The organism is Leeia speluncae (genome assembly GCF_020564625.1).
GTDB lineage: Bacteria > Pseudomonadota > Gammaproteobacteria > Burkholderiales > Leeiaceae > Leeia > Leeia speluncae.
In genome coordinates, this window is record NZ_JAJBZT010000002.1 from 594,726 (window position 1) to 609,687 (window position 14,962).

General features: G+C 47.1%; 13 protein-coding genes. 8 read left to right on the forward strand and 5 right to left on the reverse strand.

Annotation, left to right across the window (positions count from 1 at the left end; all coding sequences use genetic code 11):
• Positions 1-71: 71 nt before the first annotated feature.
• The 3 genes from LIN78_RS05880 to lhpI all read right to left on the reverse strand — a co-directional run bounded on the left by LIN78_RS05880 (position 72) and on the right by lhpI (position 2,751).
• The gene (locus LIN78_RS05880; protein ID WP_227179464.1) at positions 72-851 is read right to left on the reverse strand and encodes a helix-turn-helix transcriptional regulator; all 780 of its coding nucleotides are present in this window, start codon (positions 849-851) and stop codon (positions 72-74) included.
• Positions 832-1,713 (reverse strand): DMT family transporter, encoded by an 882-nt coding sequence (locus tag LIN78_RS05885; RefSeq protein ID WP_227179466.1) that lies wholly within the window; start codon positions 1,711-1,713, stop codon positions 832-834. The genes LIN78_RS05880 and LIN78_RS05885 overlap by 20 nt, the downstream gene beginning before the upstream one ends.
• Before the next feature lie 126 nt (positions 1,714-1,839).
• Positions 1,840-2,751 (reverse strand): bifunctional Delta(1)-pyrroline-2-carboxylate/Delta(1)-piperideine-2-carboxylate reductase, encoded by a 912-nt coding sequence (lhpI, locus tag LIN78_RS05890; protein ID WP_227179468.1) that lies wholly within the window; start codon positions 2,749-2,751, stop codon positions 1,840-1,842.
• Between the two features lie 107 nt (positions 2,752-2,858).
• Here lhpI and LIN78_RS05895 point away from each other — a divergent pair, with 107 nt between their 5' ends.
• Complete coding sequence (locus tag LIN78_RS05895; RefSeq protein WP_227179470.1) at positions 2,859-3,590, forward strand: FadR/GntR family transcriptional regulator; 732 nt, start codon at positions 2,859-2,861, stop codon at positions 3,588-3,590.
• Positions 3,591-3,600: 10 nt separating this feature from the next.
• Here the strand turns inward: LIN78_RS05895 and lhpH are convergent, their stop codons facing one another.
• Positions 3,601-4,602 carry a trans-3-hydroxy-L-proline dehydratase gene (gene lhpH / locus LIN78_RS05900; protein ID WP_227179471.1) on the reverse strand — a complete coding sequence of 334 codons (1,002 nt, stop codon included), beginning with the start codon at positions 4,600-4,602 and terminating at the stop codon, positions 3,601-3,603.
• 74 nt (positions 4,603-4,676) lie between these two features.
• Positions 4,677-5,600 (reverse strand): LysR family transcriptional regulator, encoded by a 924-nt coding sequence (locus LIN78_RS05905; RefSeq protein WP_227179473.1) that lies wholly within the window; start codon positions 5,598-5,600, stop codon positions 4,677-4,679.
• A 128-nt stretch (positions 5,601-5,728) separates the two neighbouring features.
• Here LIN78_RS05905 and LIN78_RS05910 point away from each other — a divergent pair, with 128 nt between their 5' ends.
• The 7 genes from LIN78_RS05910 to LIN78_RS05940 all read left to right on the forward strand — a co-directional run bounded on the left by LIN78_RS05910 (position 5,729) and on the right by LIN78_RS05940 (position 14,900).
• Positions 5,729-6,517, forward strand: coding sequence for an SDR family NAD(P)-dependent oxidoreductase (locus tag LIN78_RS05910; RefSeq protein WP_227179475.1), 789 nt, complete (start codon positions 5,729-5,731; stop codon positions 6,515-6,517).
• 345 nt (positions 6,518-6,862) lie between these two features.
• Complete coding sequence (locus LIN78_RS05915) at positions 6,863-7,366, forward strand: DUF3916 domain-containing protein (protein WP_227179477.1); 504 nt, start codon at positions 6,863-6,865, stop codon at positions 7,364-7,366.
• Between the two features lie 54 nt (positions 7,367-7,420).
• Entirely contained in the window at positions 7,421-7,642 is a 222-nt protein-coding gene (locus LIN78_RS05920; protein ID WP_227179479.1) for a DUF6500 family protein, read from the forward strand.
• Between the two features lie 99 nt (positions 7,643-7,741).
• Positions 7,742-8,281 carry a hypothetical protein gene (locus LIN78_RS05925; RefSeq protein WP_227179481.1) on the forward strand — a complete coding sequence of 180 codons (540 nt, stop codon included), beginning with the start codon at positions 7,742-7,744 and terminating at the stop codon, positions 8,279-8,281.
• 66 nt (positions 8,282-8,347) lie between these two features.
• Positions 8,348-8,644: a hypothetical protein gene (locus tag LIN78_RS05930; RefSeq protein ID WP_227179483.1), complete on the forward strand. Its 297-nt coding sequence runs from the start codon at positions 8,348-8,350 to the stop codon at positions 8,642-8,644.
• Between the two features lie 40 nt (positions 8,645-8,684).
• Positions 8,685-9,053 (forward strand): VOC family protein, encoded by a 369-nt coding sequence (locus tag LIN78_RS05935; protein ID WP_227179485.1) that lies wholly within the window; start codon positions 8,685-8,687, stop codon positions 9,051-9,053.
• 510 nt (positions 9,054-9,563) lie between these two features.
• Positions 9,564-14,900, forward strand: a complete 5,337-nt coding sequence (locus LIN78_RS05940; RefSeq protein ID WP_227179487.1) for an EAL domain-containing protein — start codon at positions 9,564-9,566, stop codon at positions 14,898-14,900.
• The last annotated feature ends 62 nt before the right edge of the window (positions 14,901-14,962 follow it).

A 14,962-nucleotide genomic window follows, 5' to 3' on the forward strand; every position in this document is an offset into this window, starting at 1 on the left:
AGTATGCGGGGGATTGTTGATCTTTAAATGAAAAAAATCAACTATATTTTCATTTTGATGAAAATAATGAGTTAGTTTGTGTGTGGATGGTGAATATCAGAAAGTAATGCCCCACGCCATTTTCCTGGGGGTGTGCCAAAGCGCGCGCTAAAGTGGCGGGTAAATGCTGGTTGGTCTGCATAACCCAGCGTATTGGCAATATCAGTCAGGCTCTCTGTGTGTTTAGAAAGTAAAGATAACGCGAAATCTAGCCGTAGCCGATGCTGGTAACGTTGCGGGGTATCCCCAAAGGCTTCGCAAAATAGATCATGAAAACGCCGAGCTTTCCAGCCAAACTGTTCAGATAGTTGGCTGGTGCTGAGTGGTGTTGCCAAGTGTTGGCGCAAATAGGCATCAATCTGCCGAACGGGAAAATAGGTTGCATCATTTTGCTTGCCTCCCAATAGCTGAACCACTTGGTCTGCCACCCTCACCGATAAGGCCCAGTTGGTTTGCGGAGATCTCGTTGCTTTTGTTTGCTGAAGCAATCGCCCAAGTGCATTTGGTATGGCAAATTCAAATGGCTTATCTAGTAGCCGGTGGGGAATCGCCACGGTGCATGCCGGTAGGTCGATGACTAACTGGCGGTTTTCATCATCGCCCAAAAAATCATGTCGAACGCCGGCGGGAATGATGACGGCGGAGGCTGCATTGGTATGAAATAACTGCCCACCCATTTCTACTTCCGATTGGCCGCTTAAGCCAAATAATAGCTGGCAATAATCGTGTTCATGCCAATCCGGTTCTGTCTCGTAGACGCGGGATTCTACCAATGGGTGTTGCAAAGAATGCTTAGCCGCCAGCCTTGCCATGCTTTCTACTTTCGCTGAGATGACAGACCCACACGCCTAGTGCGGCAAACGCAAATCCTACTAATTGGATCGCTGTTAAGCGGGCATCAAACCAATAATACGCTTCTATGGCAGCAAGTGGTGGAGCTAAGTACATTAGCGTGGCCACTTGGGCGACTTTGCCTTTGCGTACCAACCACAGCAACAATCCGGTGCCCGCACCAGATAAGACCAAGGCAGCCCATGCCAGTGCGCCATACAATAACGTGCCTTGCTCCCAGCGAGATTCGTTTAACCACACAGCGACAACACCTGTAAACATCGCGCCACCAAGGTTCTGAATCGCCGAACTTACCCGCAGGTCTAATTGAGCAATGCGGGTTTTTTGCAAAACCGTCCCCACCGTGAGCGATAGCACGGCAATCATGCCTACGGCTACCACCCAAATAGAAAAATGATGTGTCGCTACATTTAACGCCGGCAGTAGCACCAGTACCACGCCTGCAATCCCCGCAAGTAAACCTAGCCAAAACAAACGGGCAGGTTTTTCATTTAGCACAAATATAGCAAGTAAGGTGGTAAATAGCGGCTGTAGGGCGCCTAATAACGCCATAATCGCCGGAGATAGGCCTTTCGATACCGCCCAATAACCCCCCGCAAGATATAAGCCATTGAGTAAGGCGCCGACGCCCAGCAGACGGGGAATTTCCTGCTTGCTTGGCCACTTCGCTTTTGCCTGCAGGGCCAGCAAACCAAATAGCAGTGCCGCCAATAAGAATCGCGCGGTAAGGAATAAGTTAGGGCTGGCGACATCCACAATCGCCCTGCCAACAATAAATCCGGTTGACCAGATTAATACAAATAAGGCACTCAAACCCAACATCACACCGTCCAGGAAATTAGCAAGTTGTCACAGGCTAATCGTGATTGTACCGGCTGTCTTGTCTAAAACTGCAATCGAAACGCTACTACGATGGGGATATGTAGAAGCGTTTCGAAGATGGATTACTTAAGCGACGCTGGCTAGTTGCGCTGCGGCGACTCGTCCCGCAGCTAAATCCCACGCGGCACTGCCAACACTCTTAAAAAAGATCGGGCGGCCAGTAGGTGCTGGTTGGTTAAGGTAGCTGGCTAATGCCTTTACCTGTTGCCAATCACTGCCTGCCAAAATAATGTCGCCCGCTTCTTCTTTGGCGCCGTGCAAATCATCTACAACTAACTCGCTAGCATTCACCACCTTGGCAGAGACTTCGGCAGATGTAGGCTGGAATGCGCCCACGCCAATCACTAGGCGGTTGGCAGACGGTGCTTCATCATAAATCGGGGTTTTACTGGTGGTAAGGGTGATCACCACATCGGCCGCTTCGTTTAATGGATGTTGCTGGGCAGCGGCGACGGTAACCCCAACTGCTGCCATGGTTTGGATAAACGCGCTGGCGGCTTCTTCATTACGGCTCGCGATTAAAAGGGTTGCTTCTGGGAACATCGTAGCAATTGCTTCGGCATGGCTTTTCGATTGTGTACCCGTGCCAATTAAGCGCACTACGCTTGGTGGTGTGGCCAGCAACGTTTTGATGGCCAAGCAGGTCACAGCGGCGGTTCTCCTACCGGTGACGGTAGGGCCATCTAATGAAAACAAAGGGGCGCCGGTGTTTGGGTCAAAGGCATTGACCAAGCCATGAATGGTGGGTAAGTTGATTGCCTGATTAGTGGGGCAAACATTCACTAGCTTGTGAATGGCAATATCCTTTGCGCTAGCAGGCATAGAAAGTAACACGCCGCCGTTATTTAACGGAATCACCTGTCTTTCTGGGCTATGAATTTGTTCAGCCGCATATTCCGGCATGGTGTTAGCCAATTGGGCGACTAAGGCAGGGTATGGTAAAAGGGCAGCAGTTTCGGTGGCGTTAAAGATGCGCATGGGGAAGGCCTTTTTTTTGCGTGAATGCAAACCATCATAAATCAATTGGTTTATAATTAAAACCAAATAAAGACTATTTGGTAATAAAATTTGTTGTGGTGACCAACATGAATCAAACAATGGATGCTGGCTTTCGGCCAATGCAAGTGTACGAGCAAGTGGCAGAGAGAATCCGCGCGGGGATTTTAGAAGGGCTGTTTTTGCCCGGCAGCCGCATGCCAGCAGAGCGAGAATTAGCCGCGCAATTTAATGTCGGTCGCCCAGCGGTGAGAGAGGCAATTGCCGCCTTGCAGAATGAACAATTGGTGGTGACGAAGCGTAACTCTGGCACCTATATTTGTGATGATGCGGTGGTGTTGCTGCAGCGAAAAACCAACCCAGATCGCCCCGCGCTAGAGGCAGATCTTAGCCCCACCTCAACGCTACAAGCCCGCCTGTTACTTGAGCCTGCCATTGTGCGTCGAGCGGCAGAACATCGCCGCCGCGACCCCTTGGCGGAAACCTACTTGGCGCAGATGGAAACCATCACCAATATCGAAGATCCAGAGCAGCAAATGCTTTGGAATAATAGTGATCGCTTGTTTCATCGCCAATTGGCGGTCATGACGGGCGATCCGCTGCTTATTCGCATTGCAGATGAAGTGGCGAGTACCATGGATCAGCCCTTATGGAAGCGGCTAAAAGACCAAAGTATTTTTGAGGCGCAGCGGATTCGCTTGTACGCAGCAGAGCATCGTCTTATTTATGAAGCGATTGTAGAGGGGGATGCCGATGCGGCGGCTTTTTATGTAGAAAAACACATTAAGCGCGTCGAAAAAGACATCACCCAAGAAGAATAATTGCGTCGATTTACCTAACCAAAAAGCCATTTGCCAATGGGTCGTTGCCATCAATGATCCAGTTGGCAAAACCACATAAATGCGCGTGCCCAGCTACTTCCGGAATCACCGCATCAAATTCGCCCAATTTGGTGGTGCTTAGTACTCTGCCCTTAAATACCGATCCAATAATCGATTCGTTCACCAGTACATCAGTATCCGATAGTTTTCCGCGTAAATACAGTTGCGCAACCCGCCCGCCGGTGCCAGAACCGGTAGGGGATCTATCCACTTCTCTATCGGCAAACACGCAGCAATTCGCCTGAGTCGAGACTTCGTGACGTGGTGCGCCAGAAATAATCGTGCCGTAGATGTGGTTAATTTCAGGGATAAGCGGATGAGTGACAGGATATTTGAGGTTGGCCGCCGTTTTTACTTCTGCGCCAAAGCGAATCAGCTGCTCAATGTTCGATTCTCGAATTTCCAGGCCAAAAGGGCTGCCGTCTACATAGAAATAAAACGCCCCGCCAAAAGCAATATCGCCGGTGACTTGCCCAAAGCTTGGTGTATCGACAGTGACATCTCTTTGCCAAATAAAGGAAGGCACATTCTTAAAGCTCACCGCCCCTACTTTTTGCCCATCCCATTCCACCGTGGCTTCAATAAACCCGCAAGGGGCATCAATTCCCACTTTGGTACTTGGTTGTGTGCGATTTACCCAGCCAAGCTGAACGGCTGCGGTCGAGAGCGCAATCACTCCGTGTCCACAGTGGTCGCTATAGCCTTCGTTATGGATAAAAATCACCCCGAAATCCGCGCCTTCGGTAACCGGCTCGGTCAGGTAGCCGCCATACATATCCGCATGCCCTCTTGGTTCTAGCATCAGGCTTTTGCGAACATCGTCTAAGTTATCTTTTAGCCACTGCCGCCGCGCCACAATGGTGCTTCCCGGTAGCTTGGGTAGGCCACTTGTCACAATGCGAAAAGGCTCTCCGCCTGTGTGCATTTCTACCGTGGAAATTGTTCGTTGCATGAGCATGGCTAACCCTATCTGGTTTTTAAAAGTAACCAATTTATAGTATGGTTTCGCCGTGGTGCTGTCAATTGTTACAAACCGTCTTTACTATCCAATTTCGGACGAATTAATCCCACCATCCAATCCATCATGAATTGCACCCGTTTGGGTAAGTGGCGGCGATTCGCATAGACAATGGTGACTGGCATGGTCGGGACGGGGTGTTGGGTAAGAATGGGGATGAGCCTTCCTTTGCGTATTGCTTTTTGTAACCCACCGCTTACATTGGGGACTTGGATAATGCCTAGCCCAGCCAAGCAAGCGGCAAAGTAGGCATCGGTACTATTCACAAACAGGCTACAAGGCATGCTCAGTAGTTGTGCCTCACCAGCTGCATCTACATATTCAAAGTAAGCGCTGCGTTTACCAAAGTGCCCCACATAGCCAATCAGTTGGTGTTGGCTGAGGGATTCAATCGATTTTGGATCACCATATCGCTTGATATATTCTGGGCTAACGCAGCTAATCATTTCGTAATCGCCGATTTTACGCGCAATTAGCGTGTCATCCTCGGTATTTCCTACCCGAATCACAAAATCGATCCCTTCTCTTACCGGGTCTACTTTTCTATCGGTAGAAGAAAGTTCTAGCTCTAAAGCCGGGTGTTGGGCAAGCAGAGCGGGCAAGGCGGGGATCACCATTTCTCTGGCAATGGCAATCGGCATATCTACCCGCACTCTGCCGGAAAGCGGCTGGCTATCTTGATGAAATAAGGTGCTGAGTTCATCCAGATCGGCCATCAGATCTTTGCTACGTTCTAAAAAGACCTCGCCATCTTGCGTAAGCACTACCTTTCTGGTGGTGCGATGAAATAAGCGCGTTCCTAAATGTATTTCTAATTGTTTAATGGCATTCGACACACTCGCTTTGGGGATGCCTAAATCTTCTGCTGCTTGGGTAAAACTGCTGGTTTCTGCGACACGGAAAAAGGAGGGTAGATAGTGCGTAATCGTCATGTTAAATGCCAATTGTTCAATTAATCATAACAATGTAATCAAATTTGACTAGTTTATCCAATGGATTGTCTGCAATAGACTCCTCTTCATCGCTGCTTTGGCAGTCTTGAACCCAACAGGAGAATCAAATGAGTAACCCAACATTAATTAACGCAAATCAAACAAGCCGCATTGTCTTGGTTACCGGCGGTAGCCGCGGCCTAGGCAAAGCAACCGCGCTTTTTCTGGCAGACAAAGGCATGGATGTGATTTTGACGTATGTAAATTCATCCTCTGCTGCCGATGATGTGGTAAAAGCAATTGAAGCAAAAGGCCAAAAAGCGGCATCTTTGCAGCTAGATGTGGAAAAAAGTCAGCAATTTAAAGACTTTTCTGCGCAAGTAGAAAATCTGCTGGCAGATAAATGGCAAGGTCAAAAACTGTATGGGTTAATCAATAATGCAGGGATCGGTATTCACGCAAGCTTTGCAGAAACAACCGAAGCGCAGTTCGATCAGCTAATGAATATCCACCTAAAAGCGCCCTTTTTCCTTACTCAAACCTTGCTACCGCTGTTAGCCGATGGAGGCCGTATTATTAATCTATCTAGCGGCTTAGCCCGCTTTAGCCTGCCTGGTTATGCTGCTTACGCCACCATGAAAGGTGGGGTAGAAGTCTTAACCCGCTATATGGCTAAAGAATTTGGCGCGCGCGGTATCTCTGTTAATACCATTGCCCCAGGCGCAATCGAGACCGATTTTGGTGGTGGTGCGGTGCGCGATACCCCTGCACTCAACCAATTTGTCGCAAGCCAAACCGCACTTGGCCGCGTGGGCATGCCAGACGATATTGGCGGCGCAATGGCAGCGATCTTATTGCCAGAATCTGGCTGGATTAACGGCCAGCGGATCGAGGCATCGGGCGGGATGTTTATGTAAATCGCGAACCGCATGAGGAGAGAAGGGATCAATTGGTCCCTTCTCTTGTAAATAAGTTATGGGATGTTTAGCCACAATTATCTAGTTTTTTCCTTCATTTTTAGCCTCTACCTTCAAAATTGGCCGGTATTTTGGTTCGCCATCATCATGTATCGCGCTAGCACATTGCCATTTGCATGATCGCACTTTATAATCAAATGTCATTTTTTTGGTTTGGTTCAGTCGGTATCTTGCATCAATCTGCTTGACCCTCCGTTTTAGCGAGTCATTCACTAACCATTCGGATGTTGTCGATGCGTGATAAAGCGCCGTGCAGCACTCCTAATCCCCAACGTAGGCATGACCATGAGGCGGATTTCACTTACCAACAAGAAGTTGCGGGGTATTCCGCGCCGTATCCGTGCGTTGGAAAAGTGGGCACAAGGCTTTTCGGGCTACGTTCGGCCAAGGTCAGAACACTTAGAGCACTATTTCAATTGGAAGATTCCGGTTCATGCGGCACTGGTGCAGGGGCGTCAAACCAATCTCGACATTCAGTCCCGCTGCATCGCCGCGCTGCTGGAAGTCGCGCGCCTCCTATCAGAGGCATCTTCTGGCTCTTCGAGTGGCTATTATCGGGTGGCATGCCTGCTGACATGGCCTTGGCTGCATCAAAGCGAAGTCACTATTTTCTACGATAAGGACTATTACGAGGGCTTTCTCGGCAAGGTCAATGCGCTTGCGCCGAAACGCATCTCCGACAAACTCTCATTATCGGTGCCCTCCCATTTTCTAGAACGCGGACAGTACGTTACGCAAGCAGAAGACACTGTCCCGGTTGAGTGGTGGTGTATTGGGGAAGAAGTGTAGTCACGGTCGACTCATCATTCAGCAGTTATGCACTACCCATTCTCAAGGAATACAATGTTGCGGAAAGAACTTAGAGAAAAAATGATTGCGGTGTGCGATCAGAAAATAGAAGCCAAGGGGCCTGACGTGGGGCTTTCGTTCTATGCGTTCTTTAAGAACAAGAACGATCAACCCGAAGTGCTGATGGAAGCTGCCCGATGGTGGATCGAAACACATCAGCTAGATCACTTTGAAAAAGCACACAAAATTAAAGCGATGGTTGAATCAGGTGTTTAAATAATTATTGCAATTGCATAAAATGACAAGCGCCGGTATTGTCATCATGATTGTTGATCATTGCCCCAATGGATAAGTTCGCAATTCCTTGACGACTACATGAGACCAAATCTTTCTTATAACGGGATCCAAATGATTTTTCTACGACGCTTACTTTTGTGGATTTTTTTAGTTTTGACAACAACCGTATCACATGCCAATGGGCTTGAACTTGACTTAATGCCAGATCAGGCGCCAAAGCTGGCTGATGTGGCCGTCATTGCCGTTGCGAAATTGAGCGGGCAGAAACTCGACTATTCACCTGCAAGTCTAAAAATCATTGACCAACTTGTCCTGGGCTTTCGCAAGGAGGGGAACTCAGCGCAGGACATTAATAAAACCCTGATTGTTTTGGGGTGTTATGTGGGAGAGGTAATGGTTCGAAATCTTGGCTACAAATGGGATAACCCAACACAAAAGGAAATATCAATTGGTTTTGATGTGACGGGTGTCAGAGGAAAGAATAACGCTATCTCAAATCCCATCGGCAAGGTTTTTAAGCTATTGGAGAATGGCCAAGAAGATAGCGTCGAGTTCTTCTATAGCGTTTTCTCAAAAGACCTCTCTGAATTAGCGGCTGCAGAGAGCGGGAAGCAATAGCACCTGCAACCTCCATCAAACGTACCGTGCTTAAGCATCCACTTTTATCAAACGTAAGGCCCGTAGATGAAAGAACCATGGATTGAGCGTCTCGGAGGTATTTGGCCAAATGGCGCCGAGACCAAAGATGAACTCGTCATTGAGAAGTACGACCCAGTTTACGACACCTTCACGCTAGTGTGGCAACGTGCGACGGATGGCTTTTTTGCCCAATACATGGTTAAAGGCAATTCTGATCCACAATGGGAATTGCCTTTTTGGGGGAACATTGCTGATCAGGGAATCTTCGGCACTCAAGAGGAGGCATTGTCACACATTCTTGCCATTGCTAATGATTACCATGGCAATGCGCCCAAGGCCTAACTCATCATTTACCTGATAAACGTCTTAGTGAGAAACTACAATGACCAATCTGAAAGTCACGGAAATCAAGGCATTTGTTCCCTCGAAAGACTTCGAGCTATCCAAGCAGTTCTACAAGGACCTTGGTTTTACGATGGCCTCTGACGGTGGCGGCATTGCCTACTTCCACTTCGGGCACGTTAGTTTTCTGCTCCAGGATTTTTGCGTGGCGTCGTTTGCCGAAAACTTCATGATGCACCTCTTGGTCGATGATGTGAATGCATGGTGGGAGCAGGTCCACAAAAGTGGCGTCCTTGAAAAGTACGGGGTGAAAGTTACCGCCCTGGAGGACCAGCCATGGCGAATGCGTGATTTCTGCCTCTACGATCCATCCGGCGTGCTGTGGCGCATCGGTCAGAATATCGATTGAATCTTAAAGAAAAAGTAAAGTGGCTGAAATCGTAGCTAACGCCATTACGCGATTGGTTTGTATGACGTACCGAGATGGCCAGAAAATGCAGTCATACCTGCATGGCTAGGTGTCCTGAATGAGAATTAACTCAACGTATCGGAACCACATCTAGCGATCAAACTCCCAATTGCTGATCGCTATTACCCTTCCTCACAAACTGTCCAGAGCCTGCCTTACATCCCCAACAATATCATCCGGGTGTTCGATACCAATCACGGTGCATACTAGTTGCACCGGCATGCCCATGCTGCCATATATCGTTTGTTATTTCTTTTGCATAAAAGTTGTGAAAGTACTATTGAAAATTTGATCAACACTTTGTTCAATCTACTTTGACAAATGAATAATTTGGTCTAGGTTTAATAGTTGATAGTTCATCAACTTTATTCAATCGCTTTTCATCTTTTATGCCTGGGATCCTCCATATGAGTGAGCCCTTACGAATCGTTGTTTAAAAGGGTGCTGTATATGGATGCTCCGACGTCGGAAATCTCCACAGATTCGATTTCTCCTAAAACCGTTGTTGTTGGTATTGGTGCTTCTGCCGGCGGGTTAGAGGCGTTAAGGGAGCTAATCGAGCATCTCCCTCTTGTCGAGAATTACTGTTATGTCATCGCCCAGCATGTCTCGCCTACCCATGTGAGTATGCTAGTGGGGCTGCTTTCTCCGTTGACCAGTCTAAAAGTTGAAGAGCTGATAGATCAAAAGCCATTAGAACCCGGTACGATATTTATTACACCGCCAAATAAAGATGTGCTGGTTGCTGATGGGGTATTTCGTCTGTTGCCGCCTGTTTCTAGCATCGGCCCGAAGCCGTCTGTTACCCGCTTTTTTGAGTCGCTCGCTAAAGAGTGTCCAGAAAATTCGGTTGCGATTATTTTGTCTGGCACAGGGTCTGATGGTGCTGTAGGGATGCGCGCAGTAAAGGCCAGCGGTGGGATCACTATCGCCCAAGAACCCAGTTCCGCCAAGTACGACAGTATGCCCAAATCTGCAATTCACACTGGTAGTGTGGATTTAGTATTAGCGCCCAAGCAGATCGGCCCGGTATTGCAACGCTTAATTCTAGGTAAGCCAGATGATTGGGAGCTAACCGAAGACGATGTCACCGTCGATACGTTTACGCAAATCTTGAATCAAGTGCGTATCCATACCTATTTCAAGCTGAGCGACTATAAACCCGCAACGGTGAAGCGGCGGATTGCAAGGCGGATGAATATTGTCGGTGTCGCGACCTTACAAGACTATCTCAATTATTTAAAAACAAACAAAGAGGAATCTTTGCTGCTGTTGCAAGATAACCTGATTGGGGTGACGACGTTTTTTAGAGACGATGCTGCATTTTCTGCGTTGGCTATCCAGATTGGCAAAATGGTAGCGGGGGCTGCGGATAAAAATATTATTCGATGCTGGATTGCAGGCTGCTCGACGGGTGAAGAGGTATATAGCATTTCCATGCTTTTCGAGCATCATATTGCTCGGGAGCAAAAAGAAAATCTGCAATATGTAATTTTTGCGTCGGATTTGGATGAGGATGCATTAAAGCAGGCAAGAGAAGGGGAGTATCCGCTTAGCGAATTACAAAATATCCCTTCGAATTTCAGAGAACTCTATTTGGATGTGGTGGGTGATCATTTCCGGATGACCAAAGCGATTCGGAACAAGATTGTCTTTACGAAGCAAAATGTAATCGAAGATCCGCCTTTTGGCCGGATGGATTTAATCAGTTGCCGCAACCTGCTGATTTATCTCAATAGCACCATTCAAAAGCGAATTTTAGAGGTCTTTCACTACGCGTTAAATCCTGGTGGTTATTTATTCTTAGGTAAATCCGAATCCGTAGATCAGCATGATGAGTTATTTGAGTCTATTGATCGTCGTAACCGACTGTATAAACGATTAGATGGAACTGGTCATTATTCCTTGCCTGCTGCAAGAAGGCTGACTAACTTCAATAAGCAAGAGGAAACCAATACTAGCTATCGATCAAATACCAGCATTGATGCACTGAGTATGAAGGTGCTGGAAAAACTGGTAGACCGTTATGCACCGGCCTCGATTGTGATTAATGAAGAAGATTTCATTATTCACTTCCAAGGTGATTTAAAGCCTTATCTGAAATTCCCGAAAGGCCGGCTCGATATGAATTTGTTCGAGCTTGTCGACCCAGAGCTTAAGTCTGACTTGCGCGCGATGGTTTACAGCTGTCGCCGCAAAGAAGAGGAAGTACAAGGTGCTCCGCGCCAGCTCATTATCGATGGTGAATCGGTGATGGTCAGCCCAGTAGTTTGCCCATTGGAAAATGTGAAAAAGCATTTGCTGATCTCTTTTTGGGCAAATGAATCGCTCATGGGGCATATATTACCGAGCATTGCGTTAGATGAGCGTGAGAGTCTGATTATTGGTGAGCTAGAAAGAGAGTTGGCCAATACGCGGGCAAACTTAAATGTGGTCGTGGAAGAGTTAGAAGCTTCTAACGAAGAATTGCAGTCTTTAAATGAAGAGTTGCAATCGACTAACGAAGAACTGCAATCAACCAATGAAGAGTTGCAAACGTCCAACGAAGAACTCCAATCGACGAACGAAGAGTTGCTGACCGTCAACGAAGAGCTGCAAGTAAAGTCGATCGAGTTAGAAACAACGGCTAGTGATCTGATTAATGTAAAAGAAAGCTTGGCTTTCCCATTAATGGTGGTCGATACCTTATTGAAGGTTACGCAAATTAATGCGGCATGTCATGAAATTATTTACCAACCGAGTGTGGTGGAAGGTGGTTCGCTAAATAGTGTGCAATGGCAGATAGAAGTGCCTGGGCTAAACCAACGTGTCAAAAAGGTATTAAATGGCGGCCCAATTGATAAATTATTGGTGACAAGTGCAGAGCATGCTGTCTATTCGCTACAGATTATGCCGTACCGTCATCGCCAAAAGGAAATCACTGGCGCGGTGTTGGTCTTCGAAAATATTACCGCACAATTTAAGATTGAAAATGCATTAAAACAAAGTGAAGAACGCTTCCGGTTGATGATGTCTTGCGTCAAAGATTATGCAGTGATCTTTTTAGATAAAGAGGGTTGTGTTACTTCTTGGAATGAAGGTGCGCAACGGATAAAAGGTTATACCGAGAATGAAATTCTTGGACGATCTTTGTCTGTCTTTTATACCCCTGAAGATCTTGGTATTAACTTGCCCGAACAACTGCTGGAAGCCGCTAGAGCACAAGGTCAAGTGGAAAATGAAGGTTGGCGAATCAAGAAAAATGGTCAGCGTTTTTTTGCTGATGTGATTTTAACTGCCGTGAAAAACGATGCTGGCGAGCTATTGGGTTTTGCCAAAATTACTCGTGATATTACACAACGCCGACAAACAGAAGATGCCTTAAAAGCAAGTGAAAACCGCTTTAGACAAGTAACCGAATCATTGCCGCAACTAATTTGGACATGTACGCCAGATGGCTATTGCGATTATCTAAGCCCACAATGGGTGAATTATACCGGGGTGTGTGAAGAGGATCAGCTTGGTTTTCGCTGGTTAGAGCAACTGCACCCTGAAGACCGTGACCGTGTGATTGATGAATGGAATCGAACCGCCGTGAAAGGGGATGATTTCAATATTGAATTTCGCATTCGTCGCTATGATGGAGCGTTCCGCTGGTTTCAAACCTTGGCGGTTGCCTTAAAAGATGCAAACAAACTAGTCATTAAATGGTATGGCAGTAATACCGATATTGATGATCTGAAACGGGCACAACAACACCTAGAACAGAGTGGTGCGAGAGTCGGCCGGATTATTGATGTGATGCCAGAAGCGGTGTTGGTGGTGGATGAAGCAGGCGTGATCCGCCAAGCGAATAAGCGATCAGAAGAAATTTTTGGCTACCCGACTGAGTTACTGCAGAATCGGCAGATTGAAATGTTGCTGCCTAGCAAAATTCGCCAAGCACATGGGCATTTGCGCAATGGGTTTAATGCCAATCCGACGACTCGGACCATGGGGGTTGGACGAGATCTGATGGCACTTCACATGGACGGACACGAGTTTCCCGTTGAAGTGGCATTGGCGCCATTCACAGATGGAGAAAGAAAGTACACGGTTGCCTCTATTGCCGATATTTCGCATCGAAAAGAGATAGAAGAAGAGCTTCGCCTTGCGGCGAATGTGTTTGCCAGCACACTCGATGGGATTTTGATTGCGAATAAAGATTTGACTGTGCTGAAGGTGAATCAAGCATTTGAACGGATCATGGGATATACCCAAGCAGATATTCAAGGGCTTTCTTTGCGTGTGCTGCAATCAGATAAGCATGAGCAGAGTTTTTACGAAGAGATATGGGCAACTGTTGCGAGCACTGGTGCTTGGCAAGGCGAGGCATGGGAAAGACACAAAGAAGGAAAGGTCATCCCGGTTTGGATAAACATTTCTACCTTGCACGATACGAGTGGTCATCCAGAGCGCTACATCGTCACACTGTATGACATCAGCGAGCAAAAGCTTTCTCAAGAACGCATTCACTATCTAGCGCATTATGATTTGCTGACCGAGCTACCCAACCGCATGTTGTTTATGGATCGATTTAGCCATGCGTTAAACAAAGCGCAGATAAACCAAGAACGCATGGCCTTAATGTTTATCGATTTAGATGATTTTAAGCGGGTCAATGATACCTTGGGTCACCCTGCTGGCGATGCTCTCTTGTGCCAAGTGGCAGAGCGATTGCGGACAACTATTAAAGAAACTGACGTGGTCGGCCGTTTGAGCGGGGATGAATTCCTGATTCTTTTAGAAAACTCGCAAAACGAAACTAATGTTAGACGGGCGGCGCAACGCATTATTCGTGCGTTGTCAGAGCCTTTTGATCTTGGCAGTGGTGATTTATTTATTTCCGCTAGTATTGGTATTGCGTGTTATCCAGAAGATGGTAAGGATTCTCATACCCTCTTAAAACATGCTGATTTGGCCATGTACCGAGCCAAAGAAATGGGCAATAACCTATTTCATTTCTACAACCGAGAAATGTCTGCATTGGTTTTAGAAAGAATGGATCTGCAAGCCGAGCTTCGTCGTGCCTTAGAAAACCAAGAGTTAGAATTACATTACCAACCGATTATCGATCTGAAAAACCGTCGTTGTGTGGGGGCCGAAGCATTAATTCGCTGGAACCACCAAGAACGAGGCTGGATACCGCCAATTAAGTTTATTCCTTTGGCTGAAGAAAATTCGCTGATTTTAGTCTTGGGTGAATGGGTCTTGCGTGAAGCATGTAAACAGATGAAGAGCTGGAAAGATCATCAGCTAGATCTCGACTTCATGACTGTAAACGTCTCAGGTAAGCAAATCATGCAGTCAGACTTTGTACTATTAACCAAAGATGTGTTGGCAGAAACGGGCTGCCCAGCAGAGCATGTCACCCTAGAGCTAACCGAAAGCTTTGTGATGAACGAAAGCCAAGTGGCAAAAGCTCGTTTGGCAGGGCTTCGGGCACTAGGGGTAGGGATTGCGATTGATGATTTCGGCACCGGCTATTCTTCGCTGTCTTACCTGAAACGGCTGCCAATTACCAAGCTAAAGCTAGATCAATCCTTTGTACAAGATATTCCGCAAGATGGTAACGATGTAGCCATCGCACGGGCGATTTTGAAACTAGGTGAAGCGGTTGGTTTGGAAGTAGTGGCAGAGGGCGTAGAAACCATGGAGCAAATGCAGTTCTTGATTGATGAAGGTTGCTCTTATTGCCAAGGTTATTACTACGCCAAACCGATGACGGCAACGCAATTTATGAACTACCTAAAAACGTTACAGTTGTAGGCTGTGAAATAAAAACGGTTAGCCCCTGGTTGGCGACCCACCAGGGGCTGGTCTCACAACAA

What these genes read in the sequence shown, in the direction of transcription:
- LIN78_RS05895 (WP_227179470.1), top strand. Translation starts at nt 2,859, where the DNA reads ATGAATCAAACAATGGATGCTGGCTTTCGGCCAATGCAAGTGTACGAG.
- LIN78_RS05910 (WP_227179475.1), top strand. Translation starts at nt 5,729, where the DNA reads ATGAGTAACCCAACATTAATTAACGCAAATCAAACAAGCCGCATTGTC.
- LIN78_RS05925 (WP_227179481.1), top strand. Translation starts at nt 7,742, where the DNA reads ATGAGACCAAATCTTTCTTATAACGGGATCCAAATGATTTTTCTACGA.
- lhpI (WP_227179468.1), bottom strand. Translation starts at nt 2,751, where the DNA reads ATGCGCATCTTTAACGCCACCGAAACTGCTGCCCTTTTACCATACCCT.
- LIN78_RS05880 (WP_227179464.1), bottom strand. Translation starts at nt 851, where the DNA reads ATGGCAAGGCTGGCGGCTAAGCATTCTTTGCAACACCCATTGGTAGAA.
- LIN78_RS05885 (WP_227179466.1), bottom strand. Translation starts at nt 1,713, where the DNA reads ATGTTGGGTTTGAGTGCCTTATTTGTATTAATCTGGTCAACCGGATTT.
- LIN78_RS05915 (WP_227179477.1), top strand. Translation starts at nt 6,863, where the DNA reads ATGAGGCGGATTTCACTTACCAACAAGAAGTTGCGGGGTATTCCGCGC.
- LIN78_RS05935 (WP_227179485.1), top strand. Translation starts at nt 8,685, where the DNA reads ATGACCAATCTGAAAGTCACGGAAATCAAGGCATTTGTTCCCTCGAAA.
- LIN78_RS05930 (WP_227179483.1), top strand. Translation starts at nt 8,348, where the DNA reads ATGAAAGAACCATGGATTGAGCGTCTCGGAGGTATTTGGCCAAATGGC.
- LIN78_RS05940 (WP_227179487.1), top strand. Translation starts at nt 9,564, where the DNA reads ATGGATGCTCCGACGTCGGAAATCTCCACAGATTCGATTTCTCCTAAA.
- LIN78_RS05905 (WP_227179473.1), bottom strand. Translation starts at nt 5,600, where the DNA reads ATGACGATTACGCACTATCTACCCTCCTTTTTCCGTGTCGCAGAAACC.
- LIN78_RS05920 (WP_227179479.1), top strand. Translation starts at nt 7,421, where the DNA reads ATGTTGCGGAAAGAACTTAGAGAAAAAATGATTGCGGTGTGCGATCAG.
- lhpH (WP_227179471.1), bottom strand. Translation starts at nt 4,602, where the DNA reads ATGCAACGAACAATTTCCACGGTAGAAATGCACACAGGCGGAGAGCCT.